Annotated in this window: 21 protein-coding genes; 10 read left to right on the top strand and 11 right to left on the bottom strand. The window is 37.6% G+C overall.

Annotated elements, in window-relative coordinates; translation table 11 throughout:
* Positions 1 to 810 carry a rhomboid family intramembrane serine protease gene (locus HJG58_RS11055; RefSeq protein ID WP_170248900.1) on the bottom strand — a complete coding sequence of 270 codons (810 nt, stop codon included), beginning with the start codon at positions 808 to 810 and terminating at the stop codon, positions 1 to 3.
* A 76-nt stretch (positions 811 to 886) separates the two neighbouring features.
* Between HJG58_RS11055 and mtgA the strand changes: the two genes are divergently transcribed.
* Together mtgA and ppk1 are read left to right on the top strand one after the other, a co-directional pair.
* On the top strand, positions 887 to 1,564 hold the full coding sequence (gene mtgA / locus HJG58_RS11060) for a monofunctional biosynthetic peptidoglycan transglycosylase (protein ID WP_170248901.1): 678 nt from the start codon (positions 887 to 889) through the stop codon (positions 1,562 to 1,564).
* 104 nt (positions 1,565 to 1,668) lie between these two features.
* A complete protein-coding gene (gene ppk1 / locus HJG58_RS11065) occupies positions 1,669 to 3,747 on the top strand; it encodes a polyphosphate kinase 1 (protein WP_170248902.1) in 2,079 nt (692 codons plus the stop codon).
* 58 nt (positions 3,748 to 3,805) lie between these two features.
* On the opposite strand, the gene HJG58_RS11070 is transcribed toward ppk1, so the two are convergent.
* Positions 3,806 to 3,931: a hypothetical protein gene (locus HJG58_RS11070; protein WP_170248961.1), complete on the bottom strand. Its 126-nt coding sequence runs from the start codon at positions 3,929 to 3,931 to the stop codon at positions 3,806 to 3,808.
* 60 nt (positions 3,932 to 3,991) lie between these two features.
* Here HJG58_RS11070 and HJG58_RS11075 point away from each other — a divergent pair, with 60 nt between their 5' ends.
* Positions 3,992 to 4,582, top strand: coding sequence for an SPOR domain-containing protein (locus HJG58_RS11075; RefSeq protein WP_170248963.1), 591 nt, complete (start codon positions 3,992 to 3,994; stop codon positions 4,580 to 4,582).
* A gap of 27 nt (positions 4,583 to 4,609) precedes the next feature.
* Here HJG58_RS11075 and oxyR read toward each other — a convergent pair whose 3' ends face one another.
* The 4 genes from oxyR to rubA form a co-directional block, all read right to left on the bottom strand.
* Positions 4,610 to 5,518 (bottom strand): LysR family transcriptional regulator OxyR, encoded by a 909-nt coding sequence (gene oxyR, locus HJG58_RS11080; RefSeq protein WP_170248903.1) that lies wholly within the window; start codon positions 5,516 to 5,518, stop codon positions 4,610 to 4,612.
* 6 nt (positions 5,519 to 5,524) lie between these two features.
* Positions 5,525 to 6,469 (bottom strand): esterase EstB, encoded by a 945-nt coding sequence (gene estB / locus HJG58_RS11085; RefSeq protein ID WP_002117541.1) that lies wholly within the window; start codon positions 6,467 to 6,469, stop codon positions 5,525 to 5,527.
* A gap of 52 nt (positions 6,470 to 6,521) precedes the next feature.
* The gene (gene rubB / locus HJG58_RS11090; RefSeq protein WP_170248904.1) at positions 6,522 to 7,703 is read right to left on the bottom strand and encodes a rubredoxin reductase RubB; all 1,182 of its coding nucleotides are present in this window, start codon (positions 7,701 to 7,703) and stop codon (positions 6,522 to 6,524) included.
* 94 nt (positions 7,704 to 7,797) lie between these two features.
* Positions 7,798 to 7,962, bottom strand: a complete 165-nt coding sequence (gene rubA, locus HJG58_RS11095; RefSeq protein ID WP_000760495.1) for a rubredoxin RubA — start codon at positions 7,960 to 7,962, stop codon at positions 7,798 to 7,800.
* Positions 7,963 to 8,408: 446 nt separating this feature from the next.
* On the opposite strand from rubA, the gene HJG58_RS11100 reads away from it, so the two are divergent.
* A complete protein-coding gene (locus tag HJG58_RS11100) occupies positions 8,409 to 8,852 on the top strand; it encodes an SRPBCC family protein (RefSeq protein WP_170248905.1) in 444 nt (147 codons plus the stop codon).
* Positions 8,853 to 8,863: 11 nt separating this feature from the next.
* On the opposite strand, the gene HJG58_RS11105 is transcribed toward HJG58_RS11100, so the two are convergent.
* A complete protein-coding gene (locus HJG58_RS11105) occupies positions 8,864 to 9,352 on the bottom strand; it encodes a YqiA/YcfP family alpha/beta fold hydrolase (protein WP_170248906.1) in 489 nt (162 codons plus the stop codon).
* 256 nt (positions 9,353 to 9,608) lie between these two features.
* Here HJG58_RS11105 and lysS point away from each other — a divergent pair, with 256 nt between their 5' ends.
* From lysS to cysN, 5 genes are all read left to right on the top strand, one after another.
* On the top strand, positions 9,609 to 11,138 hold the full coding sequence (lysS, locus tag HJG58_RS11110) for a lysine--tRNA ligase (protein ID WP_005070604.1): 1,530 nt from the start codon (positions 9,609 to 9,611) through the stop codon (positions 11,136 to 11,138).
* Between the two features lie 186 nt (positions 11,139 to 11,324).
* Positions 11,325 to 12,767, top strand: a complete 1,443-nt coding sequence (locus HJG58_RS11115; RefSeq protein WP_086264887.1) for a capsule assembly Wzi family protein — start codon at positions 11,325 to 11,327, stop codon at positions 12,765 to 12,767.
* 253 nt (positions 12,768 to 13,020) lie between these two features.
* Entirely contained in the window at positions 13,021 to 13,152 is a 132-nt protein-coding gene (locus HJG58_RS11120) for a hypothetical protein (RefSeq protein WP_002117520.1), read from the top strand.
* Entirely contained in the window at positions 13,145 to 14,053 is a 909-nt protein-coding gene (cysD, locus tag HJG58_RS11125; RefSeq protein WP_000140408.1) for a sulfate adenylyltransferase subunit CysD, read from the top strand. The genes HJG58_RS11120 and cysD overlap by 8 nt, the downstream gene beginning before the upstream one ends.
* 30 nt (positions 14,054 to 14,083) lie before the next feature.
* On the top strand, positions 14,084 to 15,697 hold the full coding sequence (gene cysN / locus HJG58_RS11130) for a sulfate adenylyltransferase subunit CysN (protein ID WP_170248907.1): 1,614 nt from the start codon (positions 14,084 to 14,086) through the stop codon (positions 15,695 to 15,697).
* Between the two features lie 53 nt (positions 15,698 to 15,750).
* Here cysN and HJG58_RS11135 read toward each other — a convergent pair whose 3' ends face one another.
* Positions 15,751 to 16,299 (bottom strand): DUF2239 family protein, encoded by a 549-nt coding sequence (locus HJG58_RS11135; RefSeq protein ID WP_170248908.1) that lies wholly within the window; start codon positions 16,297 to 16,299, stop codon positions 15,751 to 15,753.
* 221 nt (positions 16,300 to 16,520) lie between these two features.
* Between HJG58_RS11135 and HJG58_RS11140 the strand changes: the two genes are divergently transcribed.
* Positions 16,521 to 17,033 (top strand): hypothetical protein, encoded by a 513-nt coding sequence (locus HJG58_RS11140; protein WP_170248909.1) that lies wholly within the window; start codon positions 16,521 to 16,523, stop codon positions 17,031 to 17,033.
* 40 nt (positions 17,034 to 17,073) lie between these two features.
* On the opposite strand, the gene HJG58_RS11145 is transcribed toward HJG58_RS11140, so the two are convergent.
* From HJG58_RS11145 to HJG58_RS11155, 3 genes are all read right to left on the bottom strand, one after another.
* On the bottom strand, positions 17,074 to 18,411 hold the full coding sequence (locus HJG58_RS11145; RefSeq protein WP_170248910.1) for a CitMHS family transporter: 1,338 nt from the start codon (positions 18,409 to 18,411) through the stop codon (positions 17,074 to 17,076).
* A gap of 569 nt (positions 18,412 to 18,980) precedes the next feature.
* Positions 18,981 to 20,306: a polyamine export protein PaeA gene (locus HJG58_RS11150; protein WP_002117726.1), complete on the bottom strand. Its 1,326-nt coding sequence runs from the start codon at positions 20,304 to 20,306 to the stop codon at positions 18,981 to 18,983.
* A gap of 123 nt (positions 20,307 to 20,429) precedes the next feature.
* Positions 20,430 to 21,419, bottom strand: coding sequence for a LysR family transcriptional regulator (locus HJG58_RS11155; RefSeq protein ID WP_004703082.1), 990 nt, complete (start codon positions 21,417 to 21,419; stop codon positions 20,430 to 20,432).
* Positions 21,420 to 21,903 lie beyond the last annotated feature (484 nt).

A 21,903-nucleotide genomic window follows, 5' to 3' on the forward strand; every position in this document is an offset into this window, starting at 1 on the left:
TTAAGGAATAATGTCAGGGTTCTGGATGATGATTTCATGCCATAGGGGAAGCAACGGTGAGTTGAGCTGTACACAGTACATATAAAAACCACCTGTAATTACAGCTGATCCTAATAAGCCTAAGATTTTAAGCACATTTTTTAACTTGCTGACATAGCTTAAGTACCACATCAGTGCAAGAAATGCTCCAATAATCATGCCGCCAATATGCGCGGCATTATTAATACCCGTTGCGACAAAGCCAAAAATAAGGTTGATGACCATAACCATTAATAAAGCTTTTTTATCGAGTATGTAGGCTTGGTGTGGAAGTGGGGGAAATAGAGAAAGTACTGTTAACGCAGCACCTAATCCCATCACGGCACCCGAAGCACCTGCACTGACATGAGGTAGTAAGCTTTGATCGAAATGTTGCAGTAATTCATGCCCATTTTGAATAGTCATATAGCTACTGAGAAGGCTACCAAATAAGCCAGCAAGTAAATACATACCTATAAAATAGAAGCGGCCAAATAGTGACTCAGCTACATTACCGAAAATATAGAGGGCCCACATGTTAAGCATGAGGTGAACAAGACCAAAATGAAAAAACATGCTGGTAAATAAGCGTTCGGGCTGCCCAGTAAAAGTAAGTGGTGTAAAATCAGCGCCCCAATGAATAGCATCTTTCATGGCTGGGTCGCTAATATCGACACCAGTCGCAATTTGCCAGACAAACAAACTTACATTAATCAAGATCAGTAAGGCGGTCAGCCACCAAGTTTGTACATTGAGTTTACGATTAATGTGCGGAGGCTGATATTGAGTCATGCTATGCTTTTGTTATATATGAACATGCTTAACAGCTTAACATGAAAAAAGTTGAATACAGGAGATCAGGACGAACATGAAAGCTTTTATTGTTCGCGTGTTGTTAATTTTTATTGGGGCAATTCTCCTTATTCAACTTTGGATTTTCTCAAGTTTGGTTTGGTGGCGTACACATGAAGTTGATACAACCATGTTTATGCGAATTGATTATTGGTCAGACACCTCAGAACCCATCATTCATGAATGGCTTGACTATGATGATATTAGCGACAATTTCAAACATGCGATTTTAGCTGGGGAAGATGCAAAATTTATTCATCATCATGGCTTTGACTGGGAAGGTATTCGTTTTGCTCTAGAGCGTAATAATGAAGAAGGAGAGGTTGTTGCTGGTGGTTCTACGGTGTCTCAACAACTTGCAAAGAACCTATTTTTATACAATAAGCGTTCGTTTATTCGTAAAGGCCAAGAAACTATCGCAACTTGGATGATGGAGCGAATATGGTCAAAACGCCGAATTCTTGAGGTGTATATGAATTCTGTTGAATTTGGCAAAAATCGATATGGTGTTGAAGCAGCCGCTCAATATTATTATGGTAAAAGTGCGAGAAGCTTGACGCGCGAACAAGCTGCTTTTTTAGCCGCATTATTGCCTGATCCAAAATATTATCAAGATCACCGCAACGATCGTAAACTACAATATAGAAAACGCGTTATTCTACGTTATATGAATAGTACCCAGATTCCTGAATAATGATGTTTAAAGATGTGTAAATTTTTTAGTTTTTACCAAATTGTCATATTTTTGCAGCATACTGTTTTATAGAGATTTTGGCTGGATAGAGAATTGAGTTAGACATGAATACAGCGATTACACCAACGACCCCAACAGAATATAGTTATAATGACCGTTATATAAATCGTGAATTGTCTATTCTTGACTTCCATTTGCGTGTATTGGAGCAAGCGGTAGACCCTTTACATCCATTACTTGAGCGAATGAATTTCTTGCTCATTTTTTCACGTAATCTAGACGAGTTTTTTGAAATTCGTGTTGCGGGGGTGATGGAGCAATTTTCTCTGGGCAATGAAAGTCGTAGCCCTGATGGTTTGACGCCAAGACAAGTCTTACAAAAAATCTCTGAAACTGCTCATGCTGCGATTGAACGTCAATATCGTATTTTAAATGAAGAAATCTTACCTAAGTTACGTGAAGAAGATATTTGCTTCCTCCGTCGTGGTGAACTAACGCCAGCACAGTCGGCTTGGATTAAGAAGTATTTTCAAGAACAAGTTGCACCTGTATTAACTCCAATTAGCTTAGATCCAGCGCATCCGTTCCCACGTCTCGTCAATAAGAGCTTAAACTTTATTGTGACCTTAGAAGGTAAAGATGCTTTTGGTCGTCAAATTGATTTGGCTGTGGTCCCAGCCCCACGTTCATTACCTCGCGTTGTACGCTTACCAGACGAATTAACGGGTGGTAAAGAACATCACGTCATGCTATCTGCAATTATCCATGAACATGTGTCCGATTTATTCCCTGGCATGACAGCAACGGGATGTTATCAATTCCGTGTTACACGTAATGCTGACTTGGCATTAAATGAAGATGTTGAAGATTTAGCTAAAGCTTTAAAAGGTGAATTAAGTTCTCGACGTTTTGGTCGTGCTGTTCGCTTAGAAGTAACTCATAACTGTCCGCAGCATATTTACGAGTACTTATTAGAAGAATTTGATTTAACTGATGAGCAATTATATAAAGTTGATGGTCCTGTAAACTTGGCTCGTCTGGTTTCAAATTTTAAACGCCCTCATTTGCGTTATGACTCACATACGCCGGTTGTGCCTAAAGTGTTTAAAAAGACCGAGAGCATTTTCTCTGCAATGCAGAAGCAAGACATTCTGCTTCATCATCCGTTTGAATCTTTCGCTCCCGTGATTCAGCTACTTCGTGAAGCTGCTCGCGATCCACAAGTATTGGCAATCAAGCAGACACTTTACCGTAGTGGTGCTGACTCTGAAATTGTACAGATCTTGGCAGAAGCAGCACGTAATGGAAAAGAAGTAACCGCAGTTATTGAATTGCGTGCCCGTTTTGATGAAGAGTCAAATATTGAAGTGGCTAACGTTTTACAAGAAGCGGGGGCTGTCGTTGTTTACGGTATTGTTGGTTATAAAACTCATGCCAAAATGATTATGGTGGTACGCCGTGAAAACAATAAACTTGTGCGTTACGTTCATTTAGGCACTGGTAATTACCATGCAATGAATGCTCGAATTTATACCGATTATGGTCTCATGACGACCGATAAAGATCTGTGTGAAGACGTGCACCGTATCTTCCAAGAACTCACGGGTATGGGCAAAATGGCGAAATTGAAAAAGCTATTACATGCACCATTTACCTTACATGCTCAGCTCATCAACTTTATTGATGACGAAATTGCCAATGCTAAGGCAGGACGTAAAGCTCAAATCATTGTGAAAGTGAATGCCTTAACGGAAGTTCAATTGATCAATAAATTATATGAAGCATCTCAAGCGGGTGTTCAAATTGATTTAATTATTCGTTCTATTTGCTGTTTACGTCCAGGATTGCCTAATTTATCAGAAAATATTCGTGTACGTTCAATTGTAGGACGCTTCCTTGAACATACTCGCGTTTATTACTTCAGCAATAATGGCGATGCACGTATTTACTGCTCAAGTGCAGACTGGATGGATCGTAATTTATTTAATCGTGTTGAGGCATGTTTCCCTATTGAAGATCCTGTTTTGAAAAAGCGTATCTATCAACAAGGGCTAGTAAACTATTTGCAAGATAACCAGCAAGCTTGGTTGTTACAGTCAGATGGTACTTGGGTGCGTGCTGAGCCAGCAGAGGGTGAAAAACTACATAATGCTCAAAGGGCATTACTAGAAATGATTAAATAATGAATTTTCAACTTGAATTAAAAAGCCGACAAAAGTCGGCTTTTTAATTCACTGAAATTCAAAGTAATTTAGTTAGATTTTCTAAATGGTTGTTGGATAAGCGATAATAATTTGAAGCACAGCAAGATGTTTTAAAAATATGTGATTTTTGCCATAAAACATTGAATTTTAAAAATATACAAATTACGAGAAATCTACTTTAATAAGCCGCACTAAATATACTTAACTTTGGTAAATGAATAAGATGCAATGCTTTATTAGAAGTTTACTTATTAAAATACTTTTGGGGATAACGTCAGTGACTGCTTATGCAGATCAGAAGTGTTATGGAGATATCATCGTATTTCAAAGATTTGATGATCAAGCAATATATCCTTATTTTGTGCCACTCTCTAATGATAAAACTAAAAAAAATGAAGAGAGGAATAAAGAAATAATCAACCAAACAAGAAAACAAAAGCAAGATGAGTTTTTAGCAAAAATGAAAACTGAAAAGATTCATACAAAAAAAATAGAAGAAAAGAAAGATTCTGAAAATAAAAAACAACTTGATGCTGCAATCGCTAAAGAGATTTTAGAAAATGGTGAAAAGAAATGGATGGTACAAGTTGCATTAGCAGCTAATCAAAATAAAGCAAATAAGATTCAGGCACAGCTTGAAGCAAAGGGCTACAAGGTTGTAACTAGCTCAACGACTAAAGGAATACGGGTCATGATAGATCCAGCCAACGATTATGCTATAGCACAAATCATTAGAGAAAAAATTATTTCCGATCATAGTTTGAACATGCAATCTGCTTGGGTATTTAAGTGGGCATCTCTTACACCGCAATAAAATAAAAAGGAGTCCGAAGACTCCTTTTTATTCATGTAAATTTGTGGTGATTTTCTGCATAATTTGCAGTAATACATCGAATTCACTTTGTAGTGGCGTACTTTTACGCGTAACGAGAGCCAAAGTGCGGCTTGGAGCATCTTCAATTCGTTTCGCAGTAATCTGATCATTAAATTTGATCATACTGTTTTCAATTGCAATTTCTGGTAAAAGCGTAAAGCCTAAATCAGAAGAAACCATTTCAACTAATGTTGGTAAAGAGCTTGCTTTTAAACGGTTGTCGTTCTTACGTTCACCGATAGGGCATGCACTTAAAACGTGGTCACGTAAACAGTGGCCTTCTTCAAGCAAAATTAATCTTGATAAATCAAGATCATCTAGAGAATTTGCTTGTAAAGCATTTGTATCTTGTTTACTACATACAAGGTACAAATTTTCTTTTGAGATTTCAGCGACTTTTAGGCCTCTGGTATCAAACGGTAGAGCAAGAACAATCATGTCTAGATTACCGTGTTCTAGACGCTCTACAATTTTTTCACTTTGAGCTTCATGCAGATGCAACTGAATTTTAGGTAACTGCTGATGCACTTCATCAAGTAACCGTGTCAGGATAAAAGGTGCAATGGTTGGGATAACTCCCAAATGCAAATCACCTGTTAACGGTTCACTCATTTCACGGCTCAATCGCATTAAATCTTGAGCATCTGCTAGTAATACACGGGCACGAGCAACAACTTGTTCACCCAATGGTGTTAAACGCACATTCTGACGGTCACGCTCTACCAGAACGCCACCTAACAATCGTTCAAGCTCCATGATGCCGCCTGATAACGTCGATTGCGTGACAAAAGAGCGGCGTGCTGCTTCAGTAAAATGCAAAGTTTCCGACAACGTAACTAAATATGATAGCTGTCTTAGTGAGGGTAATGCAGCCATAGTGTCCTAGTATGATGATTTAAAATGATGCGCAAATAAACCGCTAAGCTGAGGAATAAAATGTGCAGGGATATCATGCCCCATTCCATCAATTAATTCAAACTTAGCACCGGAAATTGCTTTTGCTACAGCCTTACCATGACTAGGTGGAAGTAAGCGATCACGAGAGCCATGTAAGACTAACGCAGGTTGCTTAATTTCACGGTCCAGTTGAAGTAAGGAGCCTGTACATAATATTGCTAAAAACTGTTGAAGTACACCAGCAGGATAATAGCTACGTTGATAAAGTTTGCGTGCAGTTTGCATTGCTTCAATCTGGTTGACGTAACCAGGTGAACCAATCAATTGAAATAATTTTAAACTGTGATTAACAATACCATCTTCGTCACGTGACTCAGGTTTGCCAATTAAACTCAAAAGCTGTTTCGGAAAAGGAGGGGGTAAAAAAGGCTGATTATTACTTGTAAACATGAGCCCCAATTTCTCAACCTTTTCAGGATATTTTGCTGCAAGAATTTGAGCGATCATCCCGCCCATTGATGCACCAATGACATGTGTTTTAGTCACGCCTAAGCGGTCAATAAGCATTGATACATCATCTGCCATATCATGCAGAGTATAAGGGGCACCTTGATTACTTAACCCCAGCGCAAAGCGACCCATCAATTTAACCGTATTTAACCGTTTACCTTCATGACGTACTTTTGAAGAAAGGCCAATATCACGGTTATCAAAACGAATAACACGAAAACCTTGATCAATGAGTGATTTACAGAAAAAATCCGGCCAGAAAAGCATTTGAGCCCCAAGACCCATAATCAGCAAAATGGTTGGATGTTCCGGTTTTCCACCTACTTCTACATGTAGCTCAATACCATTGCCTAAGTTGACTTTGGTTTCTTGCATGAAAGATGTGTACGGCGAAATGTTAAACTGTAAGGCACTATTCATGTTATTCATTCCTTAAAGGAATACTCACAAAAGAGTATTCCTGATTCAAACCTTATGCTTGGGCTGGAATAAGATCTGGAACAAGCTTTGTTAAAGTTAAGCGTTGTTTACCTGCTGTTGCACCTAACAATACGAAACCACGCAATGTTCCTTCATTGTCAATTGCTTTAGCAAGCATACCATCGTCGAACTCTTCTGTTTCCCAGTTCACTTCTACATCTACTGGTGCCGGTAATACTGTAAGTGGAGCTGCAGGAGTTTTTACTGCAACGGGCATAGCAGGGTAGTGTACGGCAGTTTGTTGTCCGCTGAGGGTTTTAGCAAGAGCACGAGCTTGCTGCATAATCGGCATTACATATGGAAGTAGCGTGCCATTTACTTCAGCGCAATCGCCAATTGCATAAATGTCGGCTTGATTCGTTTCAAGTAAACTATTGGTAATAATTCCACGGCTTGTTTGAATATCTGCACTTTTAGCAAGTGAAATATTTGGCTGTAAACCAATGGCTGAAAGAACAATGTCTGCTACCAAAGTTTGGCCGTTTGCGAGTGTAATCGCATAATCTTCGCCATCATTAATTTTGCTGACTTTTTCAACGGTTGTGCCTAATGCAAATTTAACACCAGCCTCTTCGAGATTTTGCTGGAATGCAGAAGCAATATGACCTGGCAATAAGCGGCCTAATGGTTGAGGTGCCAAATCAATGACAGTAATGTCATATTCACTGTGAAGTAAGTCATTGGCGAATTCACAACCAATTAAACCAGCACCTAAAATAACAACACGTTTGTCTTTACGTTGAGCTAGATTTTCACGGAAAGCACGGTAATCAATTAGCGAGTTCACTACATGAATGTCATCGCTACCATCGCCTGCAATTGCAAGACGAATTGGGTTAGCACCAACAGCTAAAATCAGTTTTGAATAGGGTTGATTCGAAGTTACCCCATCTTTCTCAAGAACAAGCTCATGGCGTTCAGTCAAAATTTCTTTTACATAAGTAAAAGGCTCAATACGCATATTGAGTTGGGTACCCATTTTTGCAGCATCACCTAATGGAATTTGTTCAGGTGCTTTTTTACCTGCAAATGCATTTGATAATGTTGGTTTTGCATAATTCACTGCATCATCCGCACAAATCATCACAAGTTCTTGCTCTGGACTAAGCTTACGAAATTCACGCGCTAAGGTATAACCCGCCATGCCTGATCCGATAATAACGATAGGATGCATTTTTCTCTCCAGAGTTAGAATTATTTATTTAATACGGTGATTGGTAATATTTGTAAAAAAGACCATGTCAATCATGGCCTTTTACTTGAAGTCATTAGATTTCGATCATTTCGAAGTCAGCTTTTGAAACGCCGCAATCAGGGCAAGTCCAGTCATCAGGGATATCTTCCCATTTTGTTCCAGCTGCAATGCCGTCTTGTGGCCAACCTTCTGCTTCATCGTAAATCCATCCACAAACGATACATTGATATTTTTTCATGAGACTCTCCGCACTGATAAGTTTGCTCAAAGCTGCCTTTCAGTAAAACTATTCCATCTATTAATAATGTAACCACGATCCGGTCAATAATAACCAATGTGCCTTTGATCGGATATCAAATTTTTACGCAGTTCTACATTTAATGTAAAGCAAATAACGGAGTTTAATCATTCGTAAGCAAAGATGAATGGCAGGTTAGGACAAATAAGTGGTTTTTTAGGCAAAACTTGAGCATAAACTAATAATAACTAATACATTCTTAACGTTAATTGTAAACTTAATGTTGTTTGTGAAATTATTGAGAAATAAAAAGTGTCTGCTCATTTAAAAGATTTATATAATAAGGAAGCTAAATAACAACAAATGAAAATGTAATAGATGTCATCATTAAATCCGAAAATTAAAATTCGACATCATAAGAACGGAATAAATCAGGGAAGTGAAGTATGGAAAACTTAGTATACGAAGTAGACATTGAAGCGCCTATAGAGAAAGTATGGGAATTGCTCTGGAATAACGAGACATATAATACTTGGACAAAATTCTTTGCCCCAGATTCCTCAATGCGTACCGATTGGCAAGTAGATGGTAAAACTTATTTTTTAGATGGTGAAGGAAATGGCATGATTTCCACAATCAAAGAATTGAAAAAACCGGAAATTTTGATTTTTAAACATTTAGGAATGATTAAGGACGGTAAGGAAGATTTAGAAAGTGACGAAGTTAAAGGATGGAGTGGTTCCCTAGAAAAATATTTTCTAAGCCAACACGATAATGTAACTACTTTAAGAGTCGAATTGGCCACCTTACCCGAATATATGGGTATGTTGAAAAGTGGCTTCGTCCAAGGTTTTGAGGTAATCAAGAAATTGGCAGAAAAAAATAAATAATCTGTTTAAATCTAAGCCAAATATTTTTTATAAATTTTCATAATCAAATCATTGATGCGAGAAGGATAGGCTAAGCGATGATGTCCACCTTCAAATGTTTCAATATTCATGTAGGGTGCAAGTTTTTCTTGAACCTGATACATATCAAGTTGCTCATCTCCTAATTCTAAATAGGCCATTTTAGGATTAGAGATGGTGAGCTCCTCTTCAGAAAGTTGAGGATAGTCAGGTCGAAAACTAGGTGTAAGACTTGGATTTGCCACAATCACAGCTAATTTATGTTGAGCGGCAGTTTTTAAGGCCCAATATCCTCCAAGGCTGTGACCAACCAGTAAATCTGGTTTGATCGTTTGAATAGCCTGATGATAAAAGTACTCAACAGACGCATAACTTAAGTTACGATAATCAACGTCAATACAAAATTTTTCAGGATGTAAAATGGCGTGGAACTTTGTCGATTCACGAGAAGAATCCAAGCCATGTAAAAATAGAATTTTCATTATTTACGACACAATCTCATTGATAAAATACAAGGCAAATAGGGCCTTTGAATATCGAGGTTATTTGGATTTTTTTATATTTTACTAAAAGCTTTAAAAAATGATCTTAGCGATTGGTCTAAGTCATTTTGCCTTTAAAAAGTACTGCTCTTTTCCATAAATTGTCTTTTTTCATTTTTGTTTGATTGAAATCATTCGAAAAACTCCTGCAATCTGTTAAGCTATGCCACTTCATTTTTACTTAATCGAGGCAGAGATGACGCAACAAAACGCTCAATCGACTTCTGAACCAACTATTTCCGAAAACGATTTAATTGCACAGCGTCATGCCAAATTAAAGCAAATCCAAGATGTTGCGAAGGAAACTGGAAAGAGTCCTTGGCCAAATACTTTTAAGCGTGAACATTACGCAGCTGATCTACAAGAACAATTTAAAGATCAGTCGAAAGAACAAATTGAAAGCGCTGAGCATGTTTATGTAAAAGTGGCTGGCCGTGTCATGTTAAACCGTGGTTCTTTCATGGTGATTCAAGACATGACAGGTCGTATTCAGTTATATGTTGACCGTAAAGGCTTACCAAAAGATATTCTTGAAACTATTAAAGGTTTAGATCTTGGTGACATTATTGCTGCCGAAGGTTATATCGGACGTTCGGGCAAAGGTGACTTATATGTTCATCTTGAAGGTTTTGAACTTCTTACAAAATCTCTTCGTCCGTTACCAGATAAATTTCATGGCTTAAATGACACAGAAGTTAAGTACCGTAAACGCTACCTTGACTTAATTGTGAATGAAGAAACACGTAAAACTTTTGAAATCCGCGCCAAAGTTGTTGCTGGTATCCGAGCGTTCTTAAACAACGAACGTTTCATGGAAGTTGAAACGCCAATGATGCATGTGATTCCAGGTGGTGCTTCTGCACGTCCATTTGAAACGCATCACAATGCTTTGGATATGCCTTTATTCTTACGTATTGCGCCTGAACTTTATTTGAAGCGTTTAGTGGTTGGTGGTTTTGAGCGTGTGTTCGAAATCAACCGTAACTTCCGTAATGAAGGGGTGTCAACACGCCACAACCCTGAATTCACGATGATCGAGTTTTATCAGGCATATGCTGATTATAAAGACTTAATGGCATTGACTGAAAATATGCTTGAAAAGTTGGCTTTAGATATTCTAGGTACAACTGATGTTCCTTACCAAGGTGAAGTATTTAGCTTCAAAGGACCATTCAAGAAAATCTCTATGTTCGATGCGATTTTAGAGAATAACCCGCAGTTCACACCTGAAAATGTAAGTGATCGCGAGTTTCTTGCAAAATTTATTCGTGAAGAGTTGAAAGAAGAAGTTAAGCCAGGTTTTGGTTTAGGTAAGCTTCAAACAATCGTATTTGAAGAAACTGTTGAGACTAAACTTCGTCAGCCAACATTTATTACCGATTATCCAGCGGAAACATCTCCATTGGCTCGTCGTAACGATGACAATCCACACGTTACAGATCGTTTTGAATTCTTCATCGGTGGTCGTGAATTAGCAAATGGCTTCAGCGAGTTAAATGACCCAATCGATCAAGCTGAGCGTTTCCAAGCGCAAGTTGCTGAAAAAGACGCTGGTGATGATGAAGCAATGCATTACGATGCAGAGTTTGTTGAAGCACTTGAATATGGTTTACCTCCAACAGCAGGTGAAGGTATTGGTATTGACCGTTTGGTTATGTTATTTGCTGACGCACCAAGCATCCGCGATGTAATTTTATTCCCGCATATGCGCCGTAAAGAAGGCTAATCTTCTAAGATGCGAAAAGGCAGTATTTATACTGCCTTTTTTATTACTTTTTATATCTAGAAACTTACCTACTTATACTAATCTTAAGATAGCGTTAAAAAATGTAATTGCACAGTTTAACAATTGCAAAGTTGTGATAAAAAATTTAAGGTGTTGCTCATAAATAACTTTGAGAATTGTGCTGGCATGTTTCTAAGAAAAACACTTTCGATTGCAATATTGGCAACTGCTTCATCCGCTATTTTTGCACAAGGTTTGGTGCTAAATGATGAGGACTTACGTACAGACTTAAATTGGTTAAATCAGCAAGGTGTTATTAATATTAGCACTTCAACTTGGCCGTTAAGTGGTGATGAAATTCAGCGTGCACTCTCTCAGGCAAAAGTGTCTCATCCAGCTCAACAAAAAGTTATTAACTCAGTTCTTAATGCATTAAAAGCAGATAACAATACAGTGAAAGTGGGTGCTTTTGCTGAAACTGATATTAAAAATATTCCACAAGCATTTGGTGATAACCAAAAAGCTCAATATCAAGGTTCGTTAGAATTTAATGCGGGTGGTGAAAACTGGGATGCAAAAATCCGAGTAAATGCAGAAAAAGACCCGCAAATCGACAATGGGCAAGATGTTAATGTCGAGGGTTCATATGTCGCTGGTAAACTTTGGAATCAATGGGTAGTTGCAGGTCAAATTCCAACATGGTGGGGACCTGGACACGATGGTAGTTTAATTCGTGGTGATGCGAGTCGTCCCGTTTATGGCGTGACTGCACAGCGTGCTGTGCAAAATGCTTTTGAAACAAAATGGTTATCTTGGATTGGGCCTTGGCAATATCAAGCTTTTGCAGGTCAATTAGATGATTATAAAGCAGTTCCTGATGCTAAATTATTAGGTTTACGTGTAACTGCAAGACCATTACCTTATTTAGAACTCGGTGCTTCTCGAACTTTACAATGGGGTGGTGAAGGACGTTCTGAAAGTTGGGATTCTTTATGGAATGCGATTAAGGGTAATGATAATGTTTATGATGCCTCTGAAGACAGGTCTAACCAAATTGCTGGATTTGATGCCCGTTTAAATCTTCAATCTCTTTTAAATGCTCCTGTTGGCGTTTATGGGCAATATGTGGGTGAAGATGAGGCTGGGTTACTACCATCTAAAAAGATGTATTTAGCTGGGGTTGATTATTCGTCAAGCTACAATGATATGCCATATCAACTTTATGCGGAATGGGCTGATACACGAACCAATGGTGATGTAAAAGGTATTTCTTATAACCATTATATTTATAAAGATGGTTATTACCAACACGGTTTCCCGTTAGGACATGCGATGGGGGGTGATGGGCAAATGTATTCAGTGGGTGGTGATATCCGCTTTGATGTCATGAACCGTTTAAGTGGTCGCGCTATGGTGGTTAAAGTTAACCAATCTAACTTGGCAATCAATAAAGCATTCCCTAAAGATGATGAAATTAAAGCACTTGATTTAACGTGGACGCATTTCATTAAACCTGATCTTCCATTAAAAATTAATGGATGGGTAAGTGATTCGGATCTTGAGGGTAATGATGCAGGTGCATCTATTGGTATTGAAATTCCATTAGAACGTAAAATGTTTGGTTTCTAAGATTAGATCATGTTTTCAAAAAGAGAAGCGATTAATGCTTCTCTTTTTTATGGTTTTTAAAGAAATCTAAAGACTAGAACATGATTTGCTTAAGTTAACTACACAAGCTAGGATTACAAAGTTGTGCAAGTGAATCAGCATATTACATGCATATGATTAAATCGAATATCAATATGAAAAAACAAGCAAAAGGAATCGGTTTTAAATCACTATAATGCATAACTAATGCTATAAGCGATATAAAGGCTTGTAGTTGGATTATCTATCACGAAAAATTGGAGTTGTTATGGCACTCGTTCCTCCACATGGTCTTCTAGGTGGTGGTTTAATACTACTTCTAGATTTTATGGGCAAAATGGATAGAGAAGGACGTGTTCATGACTGAATCAAGACTCACACATCTCAAGCAACTTGAAGCTGAAAGTATTCATATTATCCGTGAAGTTGCTGCAGAATTCGAAAACCCAGTCATGCTTTACTCAATTGGTAAAGACTCGGCTGTTATGCTTCATCTTGCATTAAAAGCATTTTATCCAGCGAAACTTCCATTCCCATTATTACATGTAGATACGGGTTGGAAGTTTAAAGACATGATCGCGTTTCGCGATAACATGGCAAAAACTCATGGTTTTGACTTAATTGTTCATCAAAACAAAGAAGGCCGTGAAGCTGGGATCAACCCATTTGATCATGGTAGTTCAAAATATACAGATATTATGAAAACCCAAGCTTTAAAACAGGCTTTGGATAAATATCAATTTGATGCTGCTTTTGGTGGTGCACGTCGTGATGAAGAAAAATCACGTGCGAAAGAGCGTGTATATTCATTCCGTGATAGTAAACACCGTTGGGACCCTAAAAACCAACGTCCTGAACTTTGGAACCTTTACAATGGTAAAGTGAACAAAGGCGAAAGTATTCGTGTATTCCCATTATCGAACTGGACAGAGTTGGATATCTGGCAATATATCTATTTAGAAAATATTCAAATTGTTCCTCTTTATTTCTCTGCTGTTCGTCCAGTAGTAGAGCGTAGTGGTACGTTAATCATGGTTGATGACGAGCGTATGCGCTTAAAAGAGGGTGAAGTTCCACAGATGAAGTCTGTACGTTTCCGTACGCTTGGCTGTTACCCGTTAACTGGTGCAGTTGAGTCTGAAGCAGATACGTTACCTGAAATTATCCAAGAGATGCTTTTAGCCACGAGTTCTGAGCGTCAAGGTCGTATGATTGACCATGATGAAGCGGGCTCAATGGAAAAGAAAAAGCAAGAAGGCTATTTCTAAGACAATTTCTAAATTTGTGGAGTTTGAGCAATGTCTCATCAATCAGAATTAATCAGTCAAGATATCTTGGCCTATTTAAAGCAACATGAACAAAAAGACCTTCTACGCTTTTTGACTTGCGGTAATGTAGACGATGGTAAAAGTACGCTTATTGGGCGTTTACTTTACGATTCAAAATTGATTTATGAAGATCAATTGCAAGCAGTAACGCGTGACAGTAAAAAAGTAGGAACTACGGGTGATGCACCAGACTTGGCATTACTAGTAGATGGACTACAAGCAGAACGTGAACAAGGTATTACCATTGACGTAGCTTACCGTTATTTCTCAACAGAAAAACGTAAGTTTATTATTGCGGATACCCCAGGGCATGAACAATATACCCGTAACATGGCAACAGGTGCGTCGACTGCGGACTTGGCAATCATCTTGATTGATGCACGTTATGGTGTACAAACTCAAACTCGTCGCCATACTTTTATTGCAAGTTTGCTTGGTATTAAAAATATCGTTGTTGCAATCAATAAGATGGACTTGGTTGAATATTCACCTGAACGTTTCACTGAAATTCAGATTGAATATGATGCTTTCGTAGGCCAATTAGGTGATCGCCGTCCTGCCAATATTCAGTTTGTACCAATCTCTGCTTTAAATGGCGATAACGTTGTAAATTCGTCAGCTCATACGCCTTGGTACAAGGGTCAAACCTTGATGAGCATTCTTGAGTCTGTGGAAATCAGTCGTGAATCGAACAAACACGAATTCCGTTTCCCTGTTCAGTATGTAAACCGTCCAAACCTTGATTTCCGTGGTTTTGCGGGTACCGTTGCTTTAGGTGAAATCAATGTTGGTGATGAGATTGTTGCACTACCATCAGGTAAGCGCTCAACAGTTAAAGAAATCGTTACTTTTGATGGAAACCTTGAGCAGGCTGTAGCGGGTCAAGCGGTTACATTGACCCTGAATGATGAAATTGATATTAGCCGTGGTAACGTTCTAGTACGTGCTGGCGAGCAACCATTAATTTCACGTAGTGTTCGTGCTTCAGTGGTGTGGATGAATGAACATCCGCTCGTGAAAGGTAAGTTGTACAACGTTAAAATTGGTACCCAGACTGTTCCTGCTAAAGTTACTAATATTCACTATCGAGTGAATGTGAATACACTTGAACATACTCATGTGGAAGAGCTTGAGTTAAATGCAATTGCAGATGTTGTAGTTGAGTTCGACGCGCCAGTTGTGTTTGATCAATATCAAGATTCTCGTTATACAGGTTCATTCATCTTTATTGACCGCTTAAGCAACGTAACTGTTGGTGCAGGCATGGTTGAAGCTGCCGTTGAATGGACTGCTCATAGTAATCCTGTAACAGCTGAAGATCGTGCTGCACGTTTGGGCCAAAAGCCAGCGGTGATTGGGATTTCTGCACAGTTAATCGAGAAAGCTCAAGTTTTAGAAAGCTTGCTGATTCAGCAAGGTGTAGTTGCGATTGCAAAAGCCAACTTAACTGCTGAGCAAATTACTTTATTGCGTGAGACAGGTGTTGTGGTTATCACAACTTCTGTGGAAGGTACGGATACAGAAGTTACTGCTGAAACCGTTGAAGAGGCAGCTGAAAAAGTTGTGGAGTTAGTTCGTCTTTAAGAGACTGAATTAATTTTGAAAAAACCCGCGTAAGCGGGTTTTTTTTATTGAGTTTAGAAAATACTTTGAGTTTTTAAAGTTAAATATTCCCTTACATCTTTGGGGTAGCTCTGAATCATCTTTAAAAATATATCTCGATCACCTTGATATAAGGCACGTGTTGCTTCTTCGTAATTTGGCATATTGCCCAACATAGCAGACATAAAACGGTCGATAGCTTGTTTAGCGAGCATAATATTACCTTCAGAATTTGGGTTATTTAACTCTTTATCAATTAACTTGCGAATCACTGCTGATGCACTCGCACTTTGTTGATCTAACCAATCCCAATGTTTTTTCTGTAAAGTGATTTCACGCGAAATTACGCCAAGTTTAGGTCGTCCAACTTTTTTAATTTCTTCTGGTTCAGCATAACGTTGTTGAATTTCTTGTTCCGAACCAGAAAGATCAAGATCAATTTGTTGACCTGTTTGATCATTAAAAATCAGAATATTTTCTGTTGTTTTAGGAAGAGTTTTTAGTTTTTTTGCAAGTTCAATCAGAGAGTCACTCGCAATAAGTGTGCTTCCAGTGAAAGCAGTATAGGTGATTTTAGTATCCATTTTAGCCGCATATTTTTATCAGGGTAAAATAATATTATCAGGGTAAAATTAATTTAGCAAATAGTAAAAATCATAACCAAGAATTAACTGATTTTATGAGTGTGGTCTCTGAAATTAGGACTATAAAAATAGTCAAGATAATAGGCTATTTAAAATTTTACTCTGCTTTAGTAGCGCTTTTATGAGAGAATACGCCTTTAGTTGTATGTATAGAGACTCCTATGTTTGAGCAATCTCCTGAATCTTTAAGCGATATCGAAATTTTAGACATTTTACAGTCGATGAAAAAAGATAAGCTAGATACGGAAGCAAATGAGATTATCCGTAATGGGGGGAAAGCTGGGCGTCAAGAAGCACATAAGCAGGCTTTAGTTGCATTGAATGCAAACTTTGAAGAAAAATTTGTAGAAGCTGCTACGCTGGCATTAGGCTTGAATTCAGGTCAGGCGAAAAAGATCCGTTATAAAAAAGACCGTATCCGTATTTTTAAAGCACGTGGTATTGATTATTTAGCTATTGATGGTGCAGAAACCGCGCAGGTTTTAGCTCAAGTTGCTCAAGCGATTAGTCGTGAAGACGCGATCGTGACTGAAGGTCTACACAATATTTTTCCATTTTGGAAAGAAGGTTGGCCAATGGTTCAGTTTGATAATGCCTATAAAATTTTAGAAGAAGACATTACATTGCATTTTAACATTGTGTTAGATCACTTAATTGAATATATACAGAAATAAAAAAAGCCCCGATTGGGGCTTTTTTATTGCATATGAATAATTAAAGCGTGCTAAAGAGTGGGAAAACACCAATCACTAAAGCAGTACCCATTAATACCATACACGTTATGAATGCCCACTTTAAAGTGAATTTTTGATGGTCGGCAAAATCGACTTTAGCAAGACCACATAATAAATAGGTTGATGGAACAAGTGGTGAAAGTAAGTGTACAGGTTGACCTACAATCGAAGCACGAGCAATCGCTTCTGCACTAATACCATAATGTGAAGCGGCTTCAGCAAGAATTGGTAGTACACCATAGAAGAAAGCATCATTTGACATAAAGAATGTCAACGGCATACTCACTAAAGCAGTGATTGGTGCAAGATAAGGACCCATGCTTGGAGGAATCATTGCGACGAATTCTTTAGACATCGCCTCAACCATACCTGTGCCAGATAAAATACCTGTGAAAATACCTGCTGCGAAAATTAAGCCCACAACAGCTAAGACACTATCTGCATGCATTGCAATGCGCTTTTTCTGCATATCAACATCAGGGTAGTTAATGAGCATTGCGATACAGAAAGCTATCATGAACAACACAGACATAGGTAAAATGCCTTTGATCAAAGCAATCATGAGAATAATAGTAAGTACCATATTTACTTTGCGTAAATGTGGACGCGTCGCTTCAGGGTCTTTTGACACGGTAATATTGTCACCATGATGACTTTCAAGCTCAATCACGCCTAAACGTTTTTGCTCATAACGGCCATATAAATATGCCAAGAAGAATAACCAACCAATACTAATGATCATTGGAAGGATCATTGGTACGAAAATATGGCTTGGATCAACTTGTAATGCACTTGCAGCACGAGCAGTAGGACCACCCCATGGCGTTAGGTTCATTACACCACTACATAACAGCATAAGCGCAGTCATGATGAGTGTGTTCATTCCTAGACGTTGATAAAGTGGCAACATTGCAGCCACACAGATCATATAAGTGGTTGAGCCATCGCCATCTAAAGACACGAGAGTAGTTAAAAAGACTGTTCCTAGAGTAATTTTTAAAGGATCGCCTTTAACTTTTTTCAAAATCCATTTAACCGGTGGGTCGAAAAGACCTGCATCGATCATTAAGGCAAAATACAAAATTGCGAATAAAAGCATTACGCCAGTTGGCGCTAATTTTTTGATGCCATCCAGCATCATCTCACTGAGACCTTTAAGTTCAATGTGACTTAAACTTTCAAAGTAATGACCTAGGCCCCAAGCAATGAGAGAAAAAATAAACGGGATGAGAATTAAAGCAATAATAGGGCTTAAACGTTTGGACATGATTAAGTACATGAAGCACAAAATCATGCCAACACCAAGTAATGTCAGCATACAATCAATCCTTTGCCTATAGTTTTACTGAACAAGTTTATTCAAAACTCTGACCTTGGTTATTCTTATTAATTTTTATTAAAAAGACAAATAATATATTTAGTTTATTTGGTTAATATATATTCGTTTGAAGGGGTATATTTAAATGAAATACTGAACATATATATTAAGGTTATAGTGGTCTTATAATAAATGCATATCATTATAAAACAATATAAAGGTATTATAAAAATAAAAATTATATGGCATTTTTTGAAATTATATATATTTTGATGATTGAAATGAGAAGAAGAACCATTTAAAGATTGGCTTTGGTTTAAGTTACAGAAGTTTGTTTACAATGTAAATGGGACTTAATCATTTTATAGGCAGTTGAGAGATATAGATTATTTTATTAATTTTCAGTATTTAAGCTTTAATAGGGTTACCAAATAAAATAATAATACTTTTAAATTAAAAGAGCAAATTGAATAAATGAATCTAAAATAATTATTACACATATTTAAAAAAGTTATTTAGTTTTAAAAAAATACCCCAGCTAAATTGTGGGGTATTTAAATTAATAATGATTAGTTTTCATCAATTGATGAGTGTGTTTCGGTTTGTTCTAAAATTCGAGTTACAAGAAGTTGGTCAATTTTAAAATGGTCGACATCGACAACTTCAAATTTATAGCCACCAAATTCTACAAAATCTGCTGGACGCGGAATTTTACGTAAACGGTACATCATAAAACCTGCGAGTGTCTCATAGTTTTCTTCATCAGGCATTTCATCAATTTCAAGAGCATGTCTTAGGTCATCAATTGGTGTGCTGCCATCAATTAACCAAGAGTTATTATCACGTTTAATGATTTGCTGTTCTTCTTCAATAGGGGTAACCCAATCACCCATAACTGTAATCATGATATCACTTAATGTAATTACTCCTACAACAAGTGCATATTCATTGATAACGACAGCAAATTTCTCTTTTGTAGAGCGAAACCGGTCGAGTAGTTCAGAGAGTGTGAGGGTGTCGGGAATCATGAGTACAGTACGAATGGTAGACTCATTTAATTGAGTTGGTGATTGATTATTTAAAATGCGTACTAAGAAATCTTTAGCATCAACATAGCCAATGACTTGATCAATATTTTCATTACACACCAAAAATTTTGAATAAGGATATTCTGCTAATTTTTGTCGAATACTATCTTCATGTTCATTTAAGGTGAAATAAACGACGTTCTCGCGTGTCGTCATGCTTGAGGGTACTGTGCGTTCTTCTAATTCAAAAACATTTTCAATAAAGTGGTGCTCTTGTTTTTGAAGTACACCAGCTTGAGCACCTGCATCCATGACCGCTGAGATATCATCAAAAGTAATGTTATCTTCGCGTGTTGTATTGACTTTAAACAATCGAAATAACAGGTTCGCAATAGCATTAATTCCCCAAGCTAAGGGTTTACATACCTTAATAAAAACTTGAATCGGGTTAATAACGCTAATTGCAATTTTTTCAGGTGCAATCATTGCCAAACGTTTTGGCATGAGATCGGCGAATAAAATAAATAAGGAAGTTACTAAAGTGAAGGAGAGGGCAAAACCGATAGTTTGTGTCCAAGGGCCTTCATAAAAGCGGTCAACTAAAGTGACGAAAAAAGGACGAAAAGCAGCTTCACCCAAAATACCGCCTAAAATTGCAACTGCATTTAGGCCAATTTGAGAAGCTGCAAAAAAGTCGGCAGATTGTTCTTGTAGATCAAGTACTTGTTGGGCACGTTCTTCGCCAGCTTCGGCTAAAATTTTTAACTTTACTTTTCTGGCGCCAGCCAATGCAATTTCAGTTAAAGATAAAAAGCCTGCTGCGATGATGAGCAGTACGATGATAATGATATTTTGAAAGAGACTCACAAATCACCCGAGGTTCATCATTATTATGACTATGTTTTAACACAAAAAAGCGCTGAGGTAATCAGATTGATTGCTCAGCGCTTGAAGATAATGTCTAAAATCGACAATTAAATCAAAATTTACTTAATAGTGAGAAAATTGCGAATTATTTGTTAGAAATTCACGGTTTTCTTCTTCAATCATTTGACGAGCAACAAATAAAATAAGTTGGCGCAACCAGCGATGAGCTGGGTGATGATGTAATAATGGGCACCAAGCCATTTTAAGTTCAAATTCTGGAATATAAAAAGGAGGATCCTTTATAACCAGTTTTGGGTTTTGAGTTTGTAGGCGCGCCATCCGAGTTGGAAGGGTGGCAATCAGGTCAACATTTTGAGCAAGTAATGCTGGCATTTGGTAGTGACGAGTAAATACAGAAATTTTACGACGTTGACCAATACGTTCTAATGCTTGATCGATCCAGCCTAAACCGCCTTGTTTATCTGGATTTACCCCAAAGCCTACACCCATACCTGTTTTAGAGACCCAGATATGCTGTGCATCTAGATAACTTTTAAGATTCAAATGAGTTACAGCAGGGTGTTTGTCATTAAGAATACAGCTGAAACTATCACGCCACACTAAAACTTGGTGGAAACTTTGCGGTATTTCATTAAATCTATTGATCGCAAGATCGACTTTACCTTGTTCCATGTCTCTATAAGACACATCGCTTGGTGTAAGAAAGTCGAGTACAACATTTGGAGCTTCAGAGCGTAGAGCTTTGACAAGACGAGGAACTAAAGTTGCCTCGGCATAGTCAGATGTCATAATGCGGAAAACGCGATTACTTGTATAAGGGCGGAATTCGGTACGGGGTTCCAAAATCATGGAGAGATCAGAAAGGGCATCACGAATACGAGGTTGTAATTCAAGTGCACGTTCTGTTGGGGTCATCCCTTCAGAAGAACGGATAAGAAGCGGATCATTAAATAAATTACGTAAGCGACGTAAAATATTACTCATTGCAGGCTGAGTTACCCCAAGCTGTTCGGCTGCGCGCGTAACATTTTTTTCACGAAGAAGTACATCAAGATATATTAATAGATTAAGATCTACTCGCTCCAGATTCATAAAAAAAATACCGAAAATAAAACCCTGAAATTGTTTCAAATTATGCCATATTTAATAATCATTGTGTGAAAAAATGATGAGAAAAGCGACATTTTTTGTAGGAATTAGGTAGGGTTGAAAGGTGTTTCAAACGCACGATTTTATTGTCTTTGCTTAGTTTTGAATGTCTCAACTTTAAATAGAATATATTTATGGGTGACTTCTCAATTTCTAGCATATCAATTGACTTTTTGCATTGGCAAAAATAGCCTAATTTACAATTGACTTTTAGGTTTAAAAATGAGTGGAAAATCTCCGAAAATTGTATAAAAATAAGACTTAGTGAGTTTTTAGAATAAAACCCTATACTCCTTTAGGATAATTTTATTTTTATAAACAAAGTGTTAAAGTTTTTGGTTTTATCTATAATATCGATTTATTGGTATATTTTTTAAATAAATACTGAAGATTAACAAAGGATATTGGATTAATTGATTGGCTAAGT

Origin of the sequence: Acinetobacter geminorum (assembly GCF_013009345.1) — a bacterium.
In the GTDB taxonomy this organism is placed as follows: Bacteria; Pseudomonadota; Gammaproteobacteria; order Pseudomonadales; family Moraxellaceae; genus Acinetobacter; species Acinetobacter geminorum.

Excerpts from the sequence above, each read along its gene's own strand:
- HJG58_RS11140 (WP_170248909.1), top strand. The coding sequence starts at position 16,521 with ATGTTTGAGCAATCTCCTGAATCTTTAAGCGATATCGAAATTTTAGAC.
- estB (WP_002117541.1), bottom strand. The coding sequence starts at position 6,469 with ATGAATAGTGCCTTACAGTTTAACATTTCGCCGTACACATCTTTCATG.
- HJG58_RS11135 (WP_170248908.1), bottom strand. The coding sequence starts at position 16,299 with ATGGATACTAAAATCACCTATACTGCTTTCACTGGAAGCACACTTATT.
- HJG58_RS11155 (WP_004703082.1), bottom strand. The coding sequence starts at position 21,419 with ATGAATCTGGAGCGAGTAGATCTTAATCTATTAATATATCTTGATGTA.
- oxyR (WP_170248903.1), bottom strand. The coding sequence starts at position 5,518 with ATGGCTGCATTACCCTCACTAAGACAGCTATCATATTTAGTTACGTTG.
- cysD (WP_000140408.1), top strand. The coding sequence starts at position 13,145 with ATGACTGAATCAAGACTCACACATCTCAAGCAACTTGAAGCTGAAAGT.
- cysN (WP_170248907.1), top strand. The coding sequence starts at position 14,084 with ATGTCTCATCAATCAGAATTAATCAGTCAAGATATCTTGGCCTATTTA.
- mtgA (WP_170248901.1), top strand. The coding sequence starts at position 887 with ATGAAAGCTTTTATTGTTCGCGTGTTGTTAATTTTTATTGGGGCAATT.
- HJG58_RS11100 (WP_170248905.1), top strand. The coding sequence starts at position 8,409 with ATGGAAAACTTAGTATACGAAGTAGACATTGAAGCGCCTATAGAGAAA.
- HJG58_RS11145 (WP_170248910.1), bottom strand. The coding sequence starts at position 18,411 with ATGCTGACATTACTTGGTGTTGGCATGATTTTGTGCTTCATGTACTTA.
- ppk1 (WP_170248902.1), top strand. The coding sequence starts at position 1,669 with ATGAATACAGCGATTACACCAACGACCCCAACAGAATATAGTTATAAT.
- lysS (WP_005070604.1), top strand. The coding sequence starts at position 9,609 with ATGACGCAACAAAACGCTCAATCGACTTCTGAACCAACTATTTCCGAA.
- rubA (WP_000760495.1), bottom strand. The coding sequence starts at position 7,962 with ATGAAAAAATATCAATGTATCGTTTGTGGATGGATTTACGATGAAGCA.
- HJG58_RS11055 (WP_170248900.1), bottom strand. The coding sequence starts at position 810 with ATGACTCAATATCAGCCTCCGCACATTAATCGTAAACTCAATGTACAA.
- HJG58_RS11075 (WP_170248963.1), top strand. The coding sequence starts at position 3,992 with ATGCAATGCTTTATTAGAAGTTTACTTATTAAAATACTTTTGGGGATA.
- HJG58_RS11115 (WP_086264887.1), top strand. The coding sequence starts at position 11,325 with ATGTTTCTAAGAAAAACACTTTCGATTGCAATATTGGCAACTGCTTCA.
- HJG58_RS11105 (WP_170248906.1), bottom strand. The coding sequence starts at position 9,352 with ATGAAAATTCTATTTTTACATGGCTTGGATTCTTCTCGTGAATCGACA.
- rubB (WP_170248904.1), bottom strand. The coding sequence starts at position 7,703 with ATGCATCCTATCGTTATTATCGGATCAGGCATGGCGGGTTATACCTTA.